This is a genomic window from Acinetobacter sp. AR2-3 (assembly GCF_001878775.1).
Taxonomy (GTDB): domain Bacteria; phylum Pseudomonadota; class Gammaproteobacteria; order Pseudomonadales; family Moraxellaceae; genus Acinetobacter; species Acinetobacter lwoffii_D.
This window is the reverse complement of the sequence record NZ_MJIQ01000022.1, coordinates 1-20095: the sequence shown is the minus strand read 5'-3', so window position 1 is coordinate 20095 and position 20095 is coordinate 1. Positions and strand designations below refer to the sequence as shown.

At 43.9% G+C, this 20095-nt stretch carries 16 protein-coding genes; 7 read left to right on the top strand and 9 right to left on the bottom strand.

The annotated features are described in order from the left end of the window. The 5 genes from BFN00_RS15765 to BFN00_RS02190 form a co-directional block, all read right to left on the bottom strand. The coding region (locus tag BFN00_RS15765) for a transposase domain-containing protein (protein WP_171260753.1) at positions 1-143 on the bottom strand (143 nt) is incomplete at its 3' end. 102 nt (positions 144-245) lie between these two features. After that, the gene (gene erpA, locus BFN00_RS02205; RefSeq protein ID WP_004281944.1) at positions 246-581 is read right to left on the bottom strand and encodes an iron-sulfur cluster insertion protein ErpA; all 336 of its coding nucleotides are present in this window, start codon (positions 579-581) and stop codon (positions 246-248) included. Positions 582-702: 121 nt separating this feature from the next. Beyond that, on the bottom strand, positions 703-1710 hold the full coding sequence (locus BFN00_RS02200) for a putative solute-binding protein (protein ID WP_071850333.1): 1008 nt from the start codon (positions 1708-1710) through the stop codon (positions 703-705). A gap of 194 nt (positions 1711-1904) precedes the next feature. Then, entirely contained in the window at positions 1905-2915 is a 1011-nt protein-coding gene (locus tag BFN00_RS02195; protein ID WP_005094844.1) for a putative solute-binding protein, read from the bottom strand. Positions 2916-3169: 254 nt separating this feature from the next. After that, positions 3170-4174: a putative solute-binding protein gene (locus tag BFN00_RS02190; protein ID WP_071850332.1), complete on the bottom strand. Its 1005-nt coding sequence runs from the start codon at positions 4172-4174 to the stop codon at positions 3170-3172. Positions 4175-4390: 216 nt separating this feature from the next. On the opposite strand from BFN00_RS02190, the gene BFN00_RS02185 reads away from it, so the two are divergent. Both BFN00_RS02185 and BFN00_RS02180 read left to right on the top strand, forming a co-directional pair. Further along, positions 4391-6322, top strand: coding sequence for an ATP-binding cassette domain-containing protein (locus BFN00_RS02185; RefSeq protein ID WP_004281940.1), 1932 nt, complete (start codon positions 4391-4393; stop codon positions 6320-6322). A 341-nt stretch (positions 6323-6663) separates the two neighbouring features. Further along, a complete protein-coding gene (locus BFN00_RS02180; protein WP_071850331.1) occupies positions 6664-7827 on the top strand; it encodes a zinc-dependent alcohol dehydrogenase in 1164 nt (387 codons plus the stop codon). A 1178-nt stretch (positions 7828-9005) separates the two neighbouring features. Here BFN00_RS02180 and gyrB read toward each other — a convergent pair. The 4 genes from gyrB to dnaA form a co-directional block, all read right to left on the bottom strand. Continuing rightward, positions 9006-11477, bottom strand: a complete 2472-nt coding sequence (gyrB, locus tag BFN00_RS02175; protein ID WP_071850330.1) for a DNA topoisomerase (ATP-hydrolyzing) subunit B — start codon at positions 11475-11477, stop codon at positions 9006-9008. Positions 11478-11533: 56 nt separating this feature from the next. Continuing rightward, complete coding sequence (gene recF, locus BFN00_RS02170; RefSeq protein WP_004728979.1) at positions 11534-12613, bottom strand: DNA replication/repair protein RecF; 1080 nt, start codon at positions 12611-12613, stop codon at positions 11534-11536. Positions 12614-12641: 28 nt separating this feature from the next. Continuing rightward, the gene (gene dnaN / locus BFN00_RS02165; RefSeq protein WP_071850329.1) at positions 12642-13790 is read right to left on the bottom strand and encodes a DNA polymerase III subunit beta; all 1149 of its coding nucleotides are present in this window, start codon (positions 13788-13790) and stop codon (positions 12642-12644) included. A gap of 108 nt (positions 13791-13898) precedes the next feature. Beyond that, complete coding sequence (dnaA, locus tag BFN00_RS02160; RefSeq protein ID WP_004281934.1) at positions 13899-15275, bottom strand: chromosomal replication initiator protein DnaA; 1377 nt, start codon at positions 15273-15275, stop codon at positions 13899-13901. Positions 15276-15935: 660 nt separating this feature from the next. Between dnaA and rpmH the strand changes: the two genes are divergently transcribed. From rpmH to mnmE, 5 genes are all read left to right on the top strand, one after another. After that, positions 15936-16070 (top strand): 50S ribosomal protein L34, encoded by a 135-nt coding sequence (gene rpmH, locus BFN00_RS02155; RefSeq protein WP_000831329.1) that lies wholly within the window; start codon positions 15936-15938, stop codon positions 16068-16070. A gap of 29 nt (positions 16071-16099) precedes the next feature. Beyond that, entirely contained in the window at positions 16100-16492 is a 393-nt protein-coding gene (rnpA, locus tag BFN00_RS02150) for a ribonuclease P protein component (protein WP_004281932.1), read from the top strand. 9 nt (positions 16493-16501) lie between these two features. After that, entirely contained in the window at positions 16502-16822 is a 321-nt protein-coding gene (gene yidD, locus BFN00_RS02145; protein WP_004281931.1) for a membrane protein insertion efficiency factor YidD, read from the top strand. Positions 16823-16827: 5 nt separating this feature from the next. Then, the gene (gene yidC / locus BFN00_RS02140) at positions 16828-18591 is read left to right on the top strand and encodes a membrane protein insertase YidC (RefSeq protein WP_071850328.1); all 1764 of its coding nucleotides are present in this window, start codon (positions 16828-16830) and stop codon (positions 18589-18591) included. Positions 18592-18683: 92 nt separating this feature from the next. Continuing rightward, entirely contained in the window at positions 18684-20042 is a 1359-nt protein-coding gene (gene mnmE / locus BFN00_RS02135) for a tRNA uridine-5-carboxymethylaminomethyl(34) synthesis GTPase MnmE (protein ID WP_071850327.1), read from the top strand. Positions 20043-20095: the final 53 nt, after the last annotated feature.

Here is a 20095-nt window from a genome sequence, read left to right as displayed (position 1 = left end):
GGCAGTTTTCTTTTTCGAATTGATGCTTTACCTGTTTGGTCTAAGCAATCTTCAATCCAGTTTAAATCAATCAATTCACTGAATTGTGAAAGTGAAGGTAGGGTTTGTTTTAATGTTAAATCTAGATTCTGAGATAAATTCATAAAAAAAGAGCGTATTTACATACGCTCTTTTTACAGCATTTTAACTTTTTTTGCTTAACTGACTGGCATTACTCATTGAGAGGACTTTTTTTGTGCATGGATTTAGATCGAGAATGAAGATCCACAACCACAGGTCGTGGTCGCATTCGGGTTTTGTACCACGAAACGTGAACCTTCCAGACCTTCTAAATAATCTACAACTGAACCGACCAGATATTGATAACTCAATGAATCGACTAAGACTTTAACATCACCATTGGCAAATTCTGCATCATCTTCATTCTGGCTTTCCGCAAAGTTAAAGCCATAAGAGAAACCTGAACAGCCGCCACCGGTCACATAGACACGGAGCATTAAGTCTTGGTTACCTTCACTGTCACGCAACTGGCGTACTTTATTTGCGGCATTGTCGGTGAGCACAAGCGCTTGGGCATTCATGGCGGATTCCTCTGTTGAATGGAATGTCTTTAAAAAGAAAAGACCATATTTAAGTATAGCACACTCAATATATGGTCAGTCTGCACAGATTAAAAGTCAAATCAGAGTAATTTTATCAGGATTATTTGTAGTTCTCATCCTGTAAGGCACATTCAAAGTTTTTCGGATTCTGTTTGCAGCGGAATTGCCACAGCAATTTCATCATGCGTTTGTCATAAACGCCGCGTTTGGTCAGGTCAATTCGGGAATCCCGCATCATTTTCTGGTAACCCGGTTTGTCTGCTGCAGGAATATCCATCCAGTATTTTGCTGGAATGTCCGCTTTCATTTTCCCCAAAATACCAAAGGCACGTGGTAACTGACTTCTCACCCATTCACGTGATTTTTGTCCGTAACCTGCCGGAAATTTATCTGGACGGATAATGATATTACCAGTGACCTGCAACACCGGATAATTCACAATCGCGCCTTTGCTACCCAAGCCTTTATGTAATTCCAGCGGTTTAAATACTGCTGCTGGTGCACCAATAATATCCACTTGGCCATTGTTAAACTTGGCACCAAAATTGGTGACATCGGCACTCACTGCCTGTGCGCCGACCTGCTGTACCATGATTTTTTGTGCTTCATCATAGTCAAGTACGGCAATTTTTTTACCGGCTGCTTTGGCAACGGTATTAATACTGCGGTCGTTTACTAACAGAAAAGCATCACCTACAGGAATGACACCGACTACCTCATATTTGCCTTGCAGCATATGTTTGGCAAAAGTTGGACTGGCCAGTCCCTGCATCACTTTAACCGCCAGATTCAGATCTGGAATTGCACCAATGGCATCGAGTGAACCAGTAAAATTATTAAATTGACGGCCACGCATACCGGTAACACTGATCCCATCACATTTCCCGGCTTTAAAATCTTCTGCAACCACCGCTTCATTGGTATTGACCCGCAGTTCGACATCTGCACCCCAGTTTTTGGCTGCCAACTGATAGTCTTTCATCACACTATAGACATCACCGTTTTTACCGACCAGATCAAATACGCAAATCACCTGTTTGGCTTGCGCCAGACCTGAAACAGCCAGTGTCGCCGTAGCCAATGCCAGTGCTTTCCATCTTCTATGCATCATCCTCATTTCCTTATCGCTTGTTTTTGTTATTGCACTTTTAGTCACATGTGATTGTTTTTTATATAAAACATTCGAATTTAATAGTTAGCTCAAGCTTAAGCTATTTTATTCGCTGCACAATGGCAGATCTGACCTGGTTCAGCCATAAAAAAAGCCTAGATCAATCTAAGCTTTTTTCTTTAAAAATCAGATTATTCGCCAGCAATTGAACATTCAAAGTTGGCCTTATCGACAGAACAGCGTGCACGTTTTAAGACCGACATCATGCTGGCATCATAGATTCCGCGTTTGGTCATGTCCATCCGGCCATCACGTAACATTTTCTGATACTTAGTTTTATCTTCAGCGCTCAGATTCATTTTATATTTCGACGGAATACCCGCTTCCAGACGGCTGATCATCCCCATGCTCTTTGGCAGGTTTTTGATAAACCAGTCACGCGATTTCTGTCCAAAACCGGCGGGGAACTTTTCCGGACGAATCACAAAATCAGAAGTCACATGCAGCACTGGGAAATTAAACATTGCGCCGTTATTACCCAGACCTTTATAGATTTCTAATGGCTTGTAGGCATAAGCAGGCGCACCGACCATATCCACCTGACCATTATTAAATTTGGCGACAAAGTTGGAAACATCGGAGATCACTGCCTGCGCACCGACGCGCTGAACCATAATTTTCTGGGCATCGTCATAGCCGAGTACGGCGAATTTCTTCCCTGCGGCTTTTTCAATCGAATTGATATTCTTATCACGCACGAAAATAAATGCCGAACCCAGCGGGGAAATACCGGCAATTTCATATTTTTTGCCGCCCATATTACTGACCATTTTCGCTGCATTACGTTTGTCCAAAGCAAAACTGATCGCACGCTGGGCAATAGCATTACTTGGTGCACCACCCAGTGCATCAATAGAACCGGCAAATTTATTGTATTGACGGGCACGCATGGCGGTCATAAACACGCCATCACATTTACCGGCCTTGAAGTCATTGTCGGCAACCGCTTCATCCTGACGGGCAATCAGATTAATTTCTGCGCCCCAGCCTTTTGCAGCCAATGCCCATTCTTGCGCCATCTGGAAAGACTCACCGGATTTACCCAGTAAGTCAAACACACAGATATCGACTTTTTCTGCATGCGCCGCACTTGCAAAACCAAATGCAGAGAATGCAGCCAATGATAAGAGTGTTTTTTTCATTGTAGTTATCCTTTGAAATCTTGTTATTCGCTGAGTGTCCGTACACGGGACAAATATTAAGCAAGTTTAATTAAAAAAAATAGAGCATTTACTCCATTTAAAACCGGCATTTTGGCCTATAAAGATAAATCAGAATTATTTGCATAGATTATTTTTAAATATATATTTAAATATCAATATTTTAATATTTAAAACTACTTTCTTATAATTACATTTACCCAGATATAGTTACAAAGATATACATGATTTCAGATTTATTCGCCACCAATCGAACATTCAAAATTGGTTCGTTCTACCGTACAACGCGCGCGTTTCAATACGTTCATCATGCTCTGATCATAAATCCCCTGCCGGGTTAAATCGATCCGCCCATCACGCAAAATCTTTTGATAGGCCACGCGGTCTTCACGGCTGAGATTCAAAATATATTTGCTTGGAATCTCAGCTTCCATGCGCTTGACCATCGCAAAGCTGCGCGGTAACTGTTTGACAAACCAGTTTCGGGATTGCGCGGCAAAGCTTGCCGGAAACTTCTCCTGACGAATAATCAGATCGGCAGTGACATTAATTACCGGAAAATTAATCATTGCGCCTTGACGGCCTAGTCCTTTCTGTAATTCCAGCGGTTTAAATGCATAAGCCGGTGCAGCGACAATATCCACTTCGCCTTGATTAAACTTACGAATAAAATTGGAAATTTCTGACATGACCGGTACGGCTTCAATCCGGTCGACCATGATTTTTTGCGCATAGTCATAATGCAGCACAGCAAATTTCTTGCCTTTGACCTGTTCCAGTTTATTTAGAGTACGATCACGAACAAAAATATAGGCTGGTCCAATCTGGCCGATGCCTGCGACTTCGAATTTTTCTTTGCCAATCTGGGTGATCAGGCGTTTGCTATTGCGTTTATCCAGTACATAACTAATGGCTTTTATCGCAATATCATTATTCGGCACGCCGCCAATCGCATCAATTGATCCGGCAAATTTGTTATAGGCGCGGGCACGCATCGAGGTCATATAGAAGGCATCACATTTTCCTGCTTTGACATCCTGATCGACCTTGGCTTCGTCCTGATACGCGCTTAACTGAATTTCGGCACCCCAGCCTTTTGCTGCCAGCGCCCATTCCTCCAGCAGCTTGTAAGACTCACCAGATTTCCCCAGCAAATCAAAAACACAGACATTCACTCTGGCTTGAGTTGAAGTCGACACCAAAAGACCCAGTGCCGACAAAATTAAACATCCCTTTTTCATTTTTATTTGACTCTATGGTATTTTTTGCTCGATCAGCCTGAACTATAAACCACTGTTCACGCATAAAATAGAGCTTTTACTCAACTTGTGCGTCTATCCCAGATCAATTGACAGAGATGAAAACTGACTCATTTCAGCAAAACCGGTAAGATTTTTCATTTTCACAGGGCTTTCCTTTAGAATAGGCGCATCTTATTTCTTAGCTTTGATTTCTCAATGATTCAGTTAGACCAGTTATCTATACGTCGCGGTGGACGTGTTTTATTTCAAAAAGCGTCGATGCAGTTACACCCAGGATGGAAAATTGGCCTAACCGGTGTCAATGGTGCCGGGAAATCAACCCTGTTTTCAGCATTGCTCGGCGGCATGGAATCGGACACCGGTTCGCTGACCCGACCTGCGGTATGGACCGTGGCGCATATGGCTCAGGAAATCAAAGCACTGAATATGAAAGCGATTGATTTCGTATTATCGGGCGATGAAGAATACTGGGATATTCAGCAGAAACTCGATCAACCGGATCAACTGGATGATGCAGAACTAGCCCATTTGTATGGCCGTTTTGATGAAATTTCAGGTTATTCGGCTCCTGCCAAAGCCTCGCAATTGATGGCCGGTCTGGGCTTCTTTGAACATCAATCACAACTGGATGTTTCAAGTTTTTCCGGTGGATGGCGTATGCGTTTGAATCTGGCGCGTACCCTGATGAGCCGCTCAGACTTACTGCTCCTCGATGAACCGACTAACCATCTGGACTTGGACGCAATTCTCTGGCTCGAAGACTGGCTCAAGGCTTATGAAGGCACCCTGGTACTGATTTCGCATGACCGGGATTTCCTCGATGCGATTACCGATCATATTTTACATATCGAAAATCAGGAACTGATTTTATATACCGGTAACTATTCGACTTTCGAGCGTACCCGCAGTGAACGTCTGGCGCAGCAGCAACAGGCGTATGAAAAGCAGCTGGAAACCCGTGCACATCTGCAAAAATATATTGACCGTTTTAAAGCGCAAGCGACCAAAGCCAAACAGGCACAGAGCCGGATTAAACAGTTGGAACGTATGCAGGAATTATCTGCTGCACATGTCGATACACCATTTACTTTCAGTTTCCGTGAACCGACCAAAATGAGTTCACCGTTATTGCAACTGGAACATGCCGATATCGGTTATGGCGACAAGCTGATTGTGACCAATGTAAACTTACAGATCACGCCAAACAGCCGGATCGGTTTGCTCGGGATGAATGGTGCTGGTAAATCGACGCTGATTAAATCGCTGGTCGGTGACCTGAAACTGATTCAGGGCCTGCGTAAAGATTCAGAACTATTGAATATCGGTTATTTTGCCCAGCATCAGATGGACGCACTGGATGGCAATGCCAGCCCGATGTTACAACTGGCACGTATCGCCGATAAAAAAATCAGTGAAGCCAGTCTACGCTCCTTCTTGGGTAGTTTCGGTTTTAGTGGCGAACGTATGGATACGCCAAGCGAAAGCTTCTCAGGCGGTGAACGTGCACGTTTGGCCCTAGCACTGATTGTTTGGCAGCGTCCGAATGTACTGATTCTGGATGAGCCGACCAACCATTTAGACCTGGATATGCGTCATGCACTGACTATGGCTTTACAAGATTTTCAGGGCGCGGTAGTTCTGGTTTCGCATGAACGTCAGCTCATCGCCAGCGTCTGTGATGAACTGCTACTGGTACATAATGGTCAATGCCGTGAGTTTGATGGTGATCTTACTGCCTATGCTGACTGGTTACGCCAAGCCCGTATTGAGATGATTAAAAATGGGCAAAAGCCAGCAGAACCGGTGAAATCCCAAGTCGAAGTCAAACCGACTATTTCCAAACTGGACAAGGAAGCACAACGTAAGGAAGCTGCTCGCCAGCGGGAACTAAGTCGTCCGATTCGCAAGAATATTGAAAAATGCGAAGCACAGATGGCCAAACTACAGCCGCGACTGATTGAAATTGAAAACCTGCTGGGTGACAGTGCTTTATACGAAGCATCACGTAAAAATGATTTGCTGAAACTGATGAATGAGCAAACCGAGCTAAAAGCCAAACTGGAAACAGCCGAAGAGCAAATGCTAGAACTGATGATGGAACTGGAAAGTCTGGAACAGACGTTCTAAAGCTCTTTTAGTAAGATTTAAGATAAGAGATGAATGACCAACGTTGTTCATCTCTTTTTTATTCACTACTTTTAATGTTTTCTCTTCCATTTTCCCCCCTGTATTTTTTCATCTACGTCTAGATGTTTCTTTAATTCTGTTCTTTTCTATTCATTCGACACATAAGGTCATGAATTACGCAAACCCTATATAAGTTTATTTTTTAAACAGTTGGATGCCTTATTTCATACATTAATTTACAGCGCGCTGTTTCATCCTAAGGCTCTAATACAAGTGTTTTTTAATTTTTGGCAGCCTTGCTAAGAGTCTGTTTAATGTTGAACTAGAGAGAGGAAATCCGCATGCGTGCTCTTACCTATCATGGTGCTCGGGATGTACGAGTTGAATCCGTTCCAGATCCAGTGATTCAGGAACCAGATGACGTTATTTTAAGGGTGACAGCCACCGCCATCTGTGGCTCAGATCTGCATTTATACCGGGGGAAAATTCCGGCCACTGAAGACGGTGATATTTTCGGCCATGAATTTATGGGAATTGTAGAAGAAGTCGGCCCAGAAGTAACCGAAGTCAAAAAGGGTGACCGGGTGATTATTCCCTTTGTGATTGCATGCGGTCACTGTTTTTTCTGTGAACATGAACTCATGGCTGCCTGTGAAAATACCAATACCGGTCGTGGTGCAATTCTCAACAAAAAACAGATCCCACCAGGGGCAGCTTTATTTGGCTTTAGCCATCTGTATGGTGGTATACCGGGTGGTCAGGCTGAATATGTACGGATCCCCAAAGGCAATGTCGGACCATTTAAGGTGCCGGGTTCCCTACCTGATGAAAAAGTATTATTCCTGACCGATATTCTGCCAACTGCGTGGCAAGCAGTGAACAATGCCCAAGTCGGTCGAGGTTCCAGTGTCGCCATTTATGGCGCTGGCCCGGTCGGTCTTCTGGCTGCTGCCTGCGCACGGATGCTCGGTGCCGAGCAGATCTTTATGGTCGATCACCATCCTTATCGTCTGCGTTTCGCACATCAAACCTATGGGGTGATTCCGGTCAATTTTGATGAAGTCGATGCTGCTGAATTTATCATTCAAAACACCACGGGTTATCGTGGAGTCGATGCCGTCATTGATGCGGTCGGTTTTGAAGCCAAAGGCAGTATGTTGGAAACTGTAATGACCAACCTAAAATTAGAAGGTTCGAGTGGTTCAGCGCTAAGACAATGTATTGCAGCGGTCCGCCGCGGCGGTGTGGTGAGTGTACCTGGAGTTTATGCCGGTCCAATTCATGGCTTCCTGTTTGGTGATGCCTTTGACAAAGGTTTAACCTTTAAAATGGGACAAACCCATGTGCATACCTACTTGCCGCAGTTGCTAGAACATATTGAAAATGGAGATCTGTCTCCAGATCTGATTATTACCCATCGCATGAAACTGGAAGATGCTGCGGAAGGTTACCGTATTTTTGATAAAAAAGAAGAAGACTGTCGTAAAGTGATTCTGACGCCATAAATATTATTTAAAAAAGCGCCGTCAGGCGCTTTTTTATTTTTTTATCATCATTTTATCAATCCTCTTTTTCCTGTTTCTAAGCAATAAGATTTCAGCGACCCTCTCTCTTTTCTATCGAGTAATAAAAGAAGTGCCAGATTTTCAATAATGAAATCAAAAAATAAATAAAAAATTAGAATTAAAAAAGTTAAGCAAAAATCGATAAAAGTATAATTTTAAATAAAAATGAAAGTTCACTTGATTGTTAAATTGATTATGTAGTTTAGCTACACCCTAAATTTTTAATTAAAAATATGTTCCACACCAATGATTAGAGAAACTACACTATATTTACAAGTATATAATTCATAATAATTTTTTATTTTAAAACCAATCCAAGGAATTGTCTGGTCATACTAGCGATATCTCGCCAAATCCCTTTTAAATTTAAAATGCTATTTTAAATTTAAAAACACTTATCCACAAGACACTAGGGTTTAAATTTGAATTTAAAATAAAGAATCAATACGTGGATTAAAGCTTGTGGAAAAATAATATATTATTCACGTAAAAACTATGGATAACTCCAGACTTATCCACATATCTGATCAGGCTTGCTATATACTTAAAAGCAATATTATTCAGGTATTATTTAGCTTATTAGACCAAATTTCTTATAAGTGATTGAAAATTTAGAAGTTGGTTTTAGCAGCTTTTTATTTATTTTTGAGATATTGGATCTTCTGAATAGGCTATTTATTATTTTTTAGTCGAATCCACATGACGTATTCGATCTGTTTTTATTACCCGTATCTTTAAATATCACTTTGACTAATATAGTTTTCACCAAGCATTCTGGACTGCGTACACACTCTTCATCGTATAAAGAGCGTTCTTCCACCTCACTTTCCTATTCAAAAATTATCTTAGAAGTTCTGAAACTCATCGTGTTTATCACAATACACTCGCTTCAGATTTCACATATTTTTCGAGCTGGTGATCTATACATATAACCTTACTTGAAGCCAGTCTGGCTTATTCAACTTGGCTTTTAACAACTAAAATGAACTCCATCCTATATCTAAAAATCTGTCCAAAATTACTTTATTCTGCCTAGCTCACAGGATATGAGTAAAAAATTGGTCTAAAAAAAGCGCCTCGAAAGGCGCTTTTTTTATGTTTGATTTTATCCTGAGGAATCAGGCATCAATGTCTGCATTCAAGGCATTTTCTTCAATGAAAGCACGACGTGGTTCTACGTCATCGCCCATCAAGCAAGAGAACATACGATCGGCTTCAATCGCATCCGTTACCGTTACTTGCAGCATATTACGATTGTCTGGATCCATAGTCGTTTCCCACAGCTGTTCCGCATTCATCTCACCCAGACCTTTATAACGCTGGATCATCATGCCACGACGTGAGTCCTGCAAGATATGCTGCCAAACCTGATGGAAATTGTTGACCTGAATCTTGCGATCGCCTTTTTGTAAATATGCACCCTCTTCAAGCAGGCTGAACCAGCTCTTCGAGTTCTTTAATAAACGTGCATATTCACTTGAACCTAACAGTACTGAGTCTAACAGGTAGCTATGTGGCAAGTTATGTACATAGATCGTGATACGTGGCAACCAGCTTGCAGTTTTTTGACCATCTGCCAGTTCTTTTTCAAAACGCTCCAGGGTTAATTCCGGACGTAATGTTGGCTGAATGGCTTCAATCGCTGCACGCAGATTCTCACCCCATTTTTCCACATAGGTTTTGTCTTCCAGCTGATCCAACTTAAAGCCTTCCAGTGACAGCAGCGCATCAAGCAGACTCGCAGGATAACGCTGGGTCAAACGCGCCAAGCTCTTCTGGGAAGTCTGATAATCTGCAATCACATTCGCCAGTGCTTCACCACGAATCGCAGGCGCTTCTGCACTGATATGCAGCTCCAGCTCATCGATCGCATTCGAAATCAGGTAGGTTTCCAGTGCATCATTGTCCTTGATGTACTGTTCCTGCTTGCCTTTTTTCAGCTTATATAATGGTGGCTGTGCGATATAAATATGACCACGTTCCACAAGTTCCGGCATTTGACGGAAGAAGAACGTTAACAGCAAGGTACGGATATGCGAACCATCGACGTCAGCATCGGTCATGATAATGATTTTGTGATAACGCAGTTTGTCCGGATTATATTCCTCACGACCAATACCACAGCCGAGTGCGGTAATCAGCGTACCGACTTCAGCAGAGGAAATCATACGGTCAAAACGGGCACGTTCCACGTTCAGGATCTTACCTTTCAGCGGTAAAATCGCCTGCATTTTACGGTTACGACCCTGTTTGGCCGAACCACCTGCAGAATCACCCTCGACCAGGTATAGCTCAGACAATGCTGGATCTTTTTCCTGACAATCGGCCAGTTTACCTGGAAGACCGGCAATATCCAGCGCACTCTTACGACGTGTCATTTCGCGTGCTTTACGCGCTGCATCACGCGCACGTGCTGCATCAATGATCTTGCCAGCAATCGCTTTGGCTGCTTGTGGATTTTCCAATAAATATTCAGAAAATGCCTTGTTCATGGCCTGTTCAACAGCGGTTTTTACTTCACTCGATACCAGTTTTTCTTTGGTCTGTGAAGAGAATTTTGGATCAGGTACTTTGACTGACACGATGGCAGTCAAGCCTTCACGCGCATCATCACCCGATACCGCAACTTTTTCCTTTTTCAGGATATTTTCGCTGTCCATGTAGTTATTTAAACCACGGGTCAACGCAGCGCGGAAACCGGCCAAATGCGTACCACCATCCTTTTGCGGGATGTTATTGGTAAAGCAACGCACATTTTCCTGATAAGAATCATTCCACTGCAATGCGACTTCTACCGTAATACCGTTATCGGCCTGTGCAGCAGTAAAATGGAAAATATCATTCAGGTGAGTTTTGCCTTCGTTAATATATTTAACGAACTCAGATAAACCACCTTCGTAGTCATAGACATTCTCAAGATTGACGCGTTCATCACGCAGGACAATACGTACACCCGCGTTTAAGAATGACAATTCACGTAAACGACGCGCTAAAATATCAACATTGAAAATGGTTTGACTAAAGGTTTCAGCACTTGGGTAGAAACGTACTGTTGTACCCGATTTATCAGTTGTACCTGTTTCACGTAATTTATAAACAGGATCACCATGACGGTATTCCTGTTCATAAGTTTTGCCCGCACGGCTAATATTTAATAGCAGTTTTTCAGACAGCGCATTGACCACCGAAACACCAACGCCATGCAGACCGCCAGAGACTTTATAACTGTTGTCGTCGAACTTACCACCGGCATGCAGAATGGTTAAAATTACTTCTGCTGCAGACACGCCTTCTTCAGGGTGAATGTCGGTCGGAATACCACGACCATTATCAGATACTGAAACCGATTCATCTTCATGGATCGTCACTATAATTTCATCACAGTGGCCTGCCAAGGCTTCATCAATCGAGTTATCGACTACTTCAAACACCATGTGGTGCAGGCCGGTACCATCGTCTGTATCACCAATGTACATGCCCGGACGCTTACGGACTGCGTCTAAACCACGTAATACCTTGATGCTAGAGGAATCATAAGCCTTTTCAATGGTTTGTTCTGTTTGAGAAGCAGCTTGATCTTCTGAACTCATGGTTTCTCCCTAGTGAAAAATAGGTCTATCCAAAGATGGGTAAAACTCAAAAAATATTATTGCACAACTTGAACTGTACCGTTTTCAACACTGAATAACTGATATGAGATAGACAAATCATGTAAGTGCTTTTGTACTGATTCATGGTCTAAGGTGGTAATAAAAACTTGACTACCAAGTTGGCTCAATCGCTCAATTAAACGTTGTTGTGCGGTTAAATCTAATTCTGCTGTCACATCATCTAATAATACCACAGTTTCCTTATTACAAGAATGGAGCATTGCGATTTGCGACAGTTTTAGTGCGATCATCAGCAGCTTTTTCTGACCCCGCGACAGGATCACGTCGGCATCCCCCATCGGGGTCTTTAAACGCAAATCCGCGCGATGTGGACCATATTCGGTATAGCGTCGCTCACAGTCTTTTTCATGCTGGTTGGTCAGATCATTCAGCAGGCCAGTTTCACTGTGAAAGCCCGGACTGTATTCCAGACTGACTTGCAAATCAGGTAATAACTGTTTCAGGTCATCTTCAAAAAAGGGCTTCCATTGTTCCACGATCCCGACACGTTGCGAATGTAAAATTTCACCATATTCACTGAGCATCTGGTTCCACGGTTCCAGATCTGACAGACTGAGAAAGCGTTTGCTTTTGAGCAAACTATTTCGCTGTTTCAGCGCACGAGAATAATATTGCCAGGCATGATAAAACTCTGGTTCCACGTGGAACATTAACCAGTCAAGGAGTTGGCGTCGTGGTTTAGCACCATGATCGATAATATCGGTGCTTTGCGGATCAATCAGCTGCAAGGGCAACAGTTTGGCCAGCTGTCCCTGGGTTGCCACTAGATCGCCATTGACCTTGATCAGTTGCTCCCCGCTGGCCATTTTTTGCATGCCAATTTTTTCAGTCGCAGACTGTGCAAATACAATCGCATCCTGCGCGCCATGCTGGATATAATTTTTGGGAATATGAGTACGGAAGGAACGACCAGCAGCAAGTAAATGAATCGCCTCTAAAATCGAGGTTTTACCTGAACCATTTTGCCCATAAAAAACATTAAACGGCTGCAATCCGTGGAGAGCAACCGTCTTTAAATTCCGCACACGCTCAATATGTAAACGCGTAATATGCATGTCTTATATGAGTATCAAGAGCCGCAGCTTAAACACGCATCGGCATGACGACATAAGTTTGATCGGTATGTGCCGGATCCTGTACCAGGACCGACTGGTTGGCTTCAGTCATGGTCATCGATACATCATCGCCATCCAGTACACCCAGCACTTCAATCAGATACTGTGCATTGAACGACATCTCTAGTGGTGAATCTGCATATTGAATCGCCAAATCTTCAATGGCTTCATCCTGCTCTGGGTTATTGGCGCGAAGTTGCAAAGAATCAGCATTGAAATTTAGAAATACACCACGCAGCTTTTCATTACTTAAAATCGCCACACGCTGCAAAGACTGCTTGAACACATCATGCGCGATCATTACCACTTTGTCGCCACCACGTGGAATCACACGGCGATAATCCGGGAATTTACCATCAATCAGCTTGGTGGTGAAACGCACGGTAATGTCCGCCTGTTCCTTGTCACGGCTTGGCATAGTAATGGTCACATTGAGCAGTTCACGACCAATCAATAGAGATAACTGCTCATCTTCAACGCTGAGCAGACGCTGTAACTCTGCAACGGCCTTACGTGGCACAATCGCCTGAATCGGCTGGGTTGCAGTGGATTGTGCTGCCGTTTCACAGAGTGCCAGACGATGGCCATCGGTGGTCACTGCACGAAGCTGATTGGCATCAATTTCCAGCAAAGTACCGGTCAGGTAAAAACGTACATCCTGAACCGCCATGGCAAAAGCAGTTTTTTCGAACAGGCGTTTCAGTTCACGCTGTGTCACGGTCACTTGCGTGCCTTGGGTGTTTTCAGTATTGAGTAATGGATAATCATCAGCAGGCAAGGTCCCCAGTACAAAACGGCTGTTGCCTGATTTAAGTATGCAGCGCTGATCTTCAGTAATATGCAAATCCACCAATGCCGCTGAAGGAAGTGACTTACAGATATCAATCAGCTTACGTGCAGGAACTGTAGTCTCGCCTTCCTGCAAACATGCACCTTCAGCCAATGCGGTACTTGCCACCAGTTCGACTTCCAGATCGGAACCGGTCACGGTCAATGCTTGCGCAGTCACCTGAATTTTCAGGTTAGACAGGATATTCAAGGTATGGCGACGTTCAACCGCTCCTACGACATGTGAGAGAACATTCAGTAAGCTTTCTTTCGCGATTTTTAAACGCACGGTGCATTCCTCTAAAGCTGAAGATTAATATAGAAAAAGTGATTTTTTGACGGTTTACTATGCGGCAAAAGCAGCCGCATAGCAAGAATAGAATTTGAGCGATTTAGATCAACTTTGCAACAGACGCTGCAGGTTTTTATAGTCTTCGTTAAAGATCGGATCTTCTTCACGTAGGCTCTGTACTTTCTCGCAAGCATGCATCACGGTACTGTGATCACGACCGCCAAAAGCCATACCAATTTCCGGAAAACTGTCGCCGGTTAATTCACGTGCCAGACCCATCGCCAGCTGACGCGGACGTGCATAAATCCGGGTGCGTTTTGGACCGACCAGCTCTTTCAATGGAATGCGGAAATATTCACTGACCACACGCTGAATATTTTCAGTACTGATGGTACGGGCACGAATTGCCAGCACATCTTTTAAAGATTCACGCACTACATCCAGATCAATTGGTGTGCCTTTAAAACGTGAAATCGCTACCACTTTGTTCAGCGCACCTTCAAGCTCACGCACGTTAGCCACCACCTGCTGGGCAATAAACAGCGCACAGTTACGAGGTAAATCAACCTGGTTGCTTTCGGCTTTTTTCAGCAGGATTTCAATTCGGGTTTCAATATCTGGCGGTTCAACCCCGACCGACAAACCCCAAGAAAAACGTGAAACCAGACGTGGATCCAGCTCTGTCAGCTCTTTAGGATAACGATCCGAAGTCAAAATAATTTGCTTGGATTCATCCAAAAGTGCGTTAAAGGTGTAGAAAAATTCGACCAGACTGGCCTCTTTACCGGCCAGCAAGTGAATATCATCGACCAGTAATAAATCCAGAGAACGGCAGTTTTTCTTAAACTCTTCGACTTTACCCTGCTGCAACGAGCTGACAAAGTCCTGTACAAAACTTTCTGCGGTCATGTACATGACGCGTGCATTCGGCTTGGCCTGCAACAGCGCATTGCCGACCGCCTGCATCAAGTGGGTTTTACCCAGACCGGTCGGACCATATAAAAATAACGGGTTGTGCTGTGAAGCCCCCAGCTGGGTCAGTACCTTGCGACAGGTTTCTGCTGCCATCTGGTTCGATCGGCCTTCCACAAACAGCGAGAAGGTAAACAATGGATTCAACTGACGTCTACGGCTATTTTTGCCGCTGTCTTCTTTTTCTTTCTTCGGCTTCGGCACTGGCATCGGTGTCGAGGTCAATGCCGCAGTTGTGGTCGCCGGTTGTTCACTGGCAGATAAAATCGCCCCTGGACGTGAATCGACCAAAATCTCGACCTTGCGTACCCGTCCTTCAGACAACTGTTCTGCCAGAATCGTAATCAGTTCCAGATGATGTTCCTGAATGTAACGCGTCCAGTAAGGATTAGGTGCATACAAACGCAAGCTGTCTTCCAGCTCTTCTGCAACCAATGGGCGAATCCACATTGTAAAGACATTTCCAGAGAGCTCTTGTCGCAGGCGATTTAAGCAGTCCGTCCAAAGCATGTGAATCCCCTATTCATTCCATTGTTCATTCAAAAAAGATGACCGCGACCAAAAGCGGGTCGCCATTCTAACCAAGTTATCCACATCTGTCATGGCAATTTCCACAAAAACTGTGCAAAAAGAAATCAACATGCATGAATTTAAATTTAAAACCCAGTGCGGATAAGTTTATCCGCAAGCTGTGGATAAAATATATCATAAAGTTATCCACAAAGTATAAAATTAATAGAAACAGTTTTATCCACAATATAAGTTTATGTTTAATTAAATAAAAATTGGCTTATCCATAGAAAAAGTGCTCCCTAATAGTAATAAATTTAAATTTATAAATTTGAATTTATTTATAAGATCACTGGTTTTTGTGGATAACTCAAAAAACTTCAAATTTAAATTCAAAACCGCATGTTAATTTTAAACTCTGGATAATATGTGGATAACTTTGTTGATAGAGTTGTTTATAACTTATATATATTTATATAACAATAACTTAATTTGTGATTAACTTGAATTGAACTATTTTTTATTCAGTTCTCTGAAAAACCAAGGCCTTTATCTTTTTTAATCTTATTTGAAAAGAAAACCGCTTTTGCATTGACAGCTCAAGCAATGAGCACTAAAATCGCGGACCTTCATAGAAAGATCATTTTTTGGAGTTTCAATATGAAACGTACATTCCAACCGTCTGAATTAAAGCGTAAGCGTGTTCATGGTTTCCGTGCTCGTATGGCTACTAAAGCTGGTCGTCAAGTATTAGCTCGCCGTCGTGCAAAAGGTCGTCATAGCTTAACTGTTTAATCAGTTACGCTAAGACGATTTTGGGTGTTATGACAAAACTTTATAGTTTTGGCACAGAGTTGCGATTACGCTGTGCTGCCGATTATAAAGGTGTCTTTGATGGTGCGCTTTTTAAAGTGCATCAACCCCATTTCTTATTTCTTGCAAAACATTCCGAACTGCCAAATAGCCGTTTGGGTTTAGTTGTTGCCAAGAAAAAAGTGCGACGCGCACACGAAAGAAATCGAGTAAAACGACTTGCTCGCGAAAGTTTTCGCCTGCATCAACAGCAATTAGATGACTTAGACATTGTAATCATGCCGAAAATGGGTGTTGAAGCAGTGCCTAATGCAGAATTGCACCAGCAATTACAATTTGCCTGGCAGAAACTGAACCGTCTTGCCAAAAAGCATTCAAAAATAGCCCCCTCCCCACAAAAGTAGAGTTGGCCAATGGTACGTTTACTGCATTGGTTGATCCGTTTCTATCAGATTGCGATTAGTCCTCTTCTTGGACCGCGCTGTCGTTATATTCCAACTTGTTCTCAATATTCCTTGGAAGCAGTCCAGATGCATGGCGCTGGGCGTGGAGTGTGGCTGGCTACTAAACGTATTTGCCGTTGTCATCCGTGGGGGGGCTCGGGATATGATCCTGTTCCCTCAAAAGCGATTCGTTTTATTTCATTTCAGCAAATAGATTCTCAAACGCTTCACGTTGCTGTACCCTTTCGTGATCGTTTATTGAACCAAAATCACTCTCACCACTTGGGGTAATACATATGCAACAATGGGCCAGGATTGCAATTCTCGGAGCCATGTTTGTTGTCGCATATTTGCTCATTTTGGCGTGGCAAAAAGATTATGGAAATGCTGAAACAAAACCGCAGCAGGAAACTGCTGTTGTTTCGCATGACGTATCTGCAGATTTGCCAAATGGTCAGACGGCTACAGTTGCCTCTGATCTGCCACAAGCAAATGTGCCAGCACAGCAAGCCACGGATGCCACAGCACCTGTAAGTCAGCAGCTTATTTCAGTACAAACTGACCTTTATCACCTTTGGATCAATCCTAAGGGTGGTGATATTGTTCGTATTGAATTACTCAATCATGACAAGAACAAAGACAGCGATGAGCCGTTCGTGATGCTGGAAAGCGATGCGAAACGTACTTATGTCGCCCAGTCTGGCCTGATCGGTCTGAATGGACCGGACAGCAGCCGTAACGGCCGTCCAATGTATGAGCTGGAAAAAACTGCTTATACCCTGGCAGATGCGAAAATAGTCAAATCCAAAGATGGTGAAAACCTGAAAGTATTGTCTGTACCGCTAGTGTTTAAAACCGCTGACGGGATCGAGATTATCAAGACCTTCAATTTCACTGAAGGTGAATATCCGGTCGTGGTAAATCACAAAGTGGTTAACCGCAGTGGCCAGACCTGGCAAGGTCAGATGTTCGGTCAGATCAAACGGGATAACTCGGAAGATCCAGGCAAGTCCGATCAAGGGATCTTCACGCTAGGAACATTCCTGGGCGGTGCATGGGGTACCCCGGACGAGCAGTACAACAAGCTTAAATTCGACAACTTTGTTGAAGAAAAAGTGAGTACTGAAGCGACAGGTGGTTGGGTGGCAATGGTACAGCACTACTTTGTTAGTGCATGGGTTCCAGGTCAGCTGAAGTTGACTCAAGGCAATGGCGAAGCTTATAGCGCCAAGCTTGAATCACGTAAATCAACCGATAACATGAACATCATCGGTTTTACTTCACCAACGTTTAATGTACCAGCAGGTACCGTGGCTGAAATTGATGCGACTTTCTATTCAGGTCCAAAAATCCAGTCAGAACTGAAAGATTTGGCTGCGGGTTTAAACCAGACCGTTGATTATGGCTGGTTATGGCCAATCGCGAAATTACTGTTTGTTGGTCTTGAATTCTTCCATGGTCTGGTGGGTAACTGGGGCTGGGCAATTATTCTGTTGACCGTTCTGGTGAAACTGATCCTGTGGCCATTGTCGTCGAAGAGCTATCGCTCGATGGCGAAAATGCGGGTGATTGCGCCAGAAATGCAACGCATGAAAGAAGAGTTCGGTGAAGATCGGATGCGCTTCTCTCAAGAAATGATGGCATTGTACAAACGTGAACAGGTCAATCCGCTTGCCGGCTGTTTACCGCTGTTATTACAAATGCCGATTTTCCTGGCCTTGTACTGGGTATTGATGGAATCTGTGGAACTGCGTCATGCGCCATGGATGCTCTGGATTCAGGATTTGTCTTCAATGGATCCTTGGTTCATTCTGCCGTTGTTGATGGGCTTGACGATGTATATCCAACAGTCGTTAAATCCACAACCAACTGATCCAATGCAGGCGAAAGTCTTCAAGTTTATGCCGATTATCTTTACCGTATTCTTGTTGTTCTTCCCGGCAGGCCTAGTCCTGTACTGGATCGTCAACAATTTGATCACGATTCTGCAACAAACTTTGATTAACAAGTCTGTTGCCAAAGATCGCGCGAAACGTGATGAGGCTACTCCAGTCAACTAAGTTGTACGGATAGGCTGAATAAATCCGCTTAAGATGGTAATCTTAGGCGGATTTTTTTTGGCTGTATTTTTGAGTCTTTGCAGGTGAATTTTATGCTCAACCGAACCACAACTATTGCTGCGATTGCAACTCCACCAGGACGTGGCGGCGTTGGGGTGATTCGCCTGTCAGGTCCGAAATCCTATGAGATTGCCCAGCAACTGACGCAAAAAGCGCTGCCTAAAGCGCGTTTTGCCGGTTTCCGCCAGTTCTACGATGCAGCAGGCGAAGTCATGGATGAAGGACTGGCGATTTGCTTCCCGAATCCAAACTCATTTACCGGCGAAGATGTCGTGGAGCTACAGGGTCATGGTGGTCCGGTGATTCAGAATGCCCTGCTTGGCCGTTTGCTGGAGCTGGGAGCCACTGCAGCCAAAGCGGGTGAATTCTCGATGCGTGCTTTTGAGAATGGCAAGCTGGATCTGGTGCAGGCCGAGGCGATTGCCGACCTGATTGATGCAACTTCGCAAGCGGCTGCCCGTTCTGCAGTACGTTCTTTGCAAGGGGCGTTTTCGACCAAAGTCAATGCAGTGCTTGAGCAGCTGATTCACCTACGTTTGCATGTGGAAGCCGCGATTGATTTCCCGGAAGAAGAAATCGACTTTCTGGCGGATGGCAAAATTTTAAATCTGCTGGATGGTGTATCCAGTGTAGTCACTCAAGTACAGCAATCCGCACGTCAGGGACAGCTTCTACGTGAAGGCTTACAAGTCGTAATTGCGGGGAAACCGAATGCCGGTAAATCCTCTCTACTGAATGCGCTGGCTGGAATTGAACGCGCGATTGTGACCGATATTGCTGGTACAACACGTGATGTCCTGCATGAAAAGATTACTTTAAATGGCTTGCCGATCACCCTCACCGATACTGCGGGCTTGCGTAAAACTGGCGATATCGTGGAAAAAGAAGGGATCCGCCGCGCAATTAAAGAAATCGAACAGGCCGATTTATTGCTCTTGGTCTATGACTTAAGCCAGGGCGAAGATCCGCTGCAACTCGCCCAGGAATATTTTGCTGAACATATAGAACCGAAACGTTTGATGCTGATTGGCAATAAATGCGACCTGACCGGTGCTGAAGCCGTGATTGGAGATTTAAATGGTTTCCGGCATATCGCAGTCTCTGCCAAGCAGGAAACCGGCGTTCAGGCGCTCATAGAAGCGATTACAGCGCATGCAGGCTTCCAGCCTGAGGAAGACACCTTTATCGCACGTACCCGTCATTTAGACGCAATGAAGCGCACTCAGCTCTATCTGGCTGAAGCGCGTGAGCAACTGGTGGTGTATAACGCCGGTGAACTGGTAGCGGAATCCTTACGTCTGGCGCAAAATGCTTTGGGTGAGATCACGGGTGATTTCAGTGCAGATGACCTGCTGGGCAAGATCTTCGGTTCATTTTGTATTGGTAAATAATTATTTAATAAAACATCAAAAAAGCCCTCAACTGAGTAATGCCAGTCAGTTAA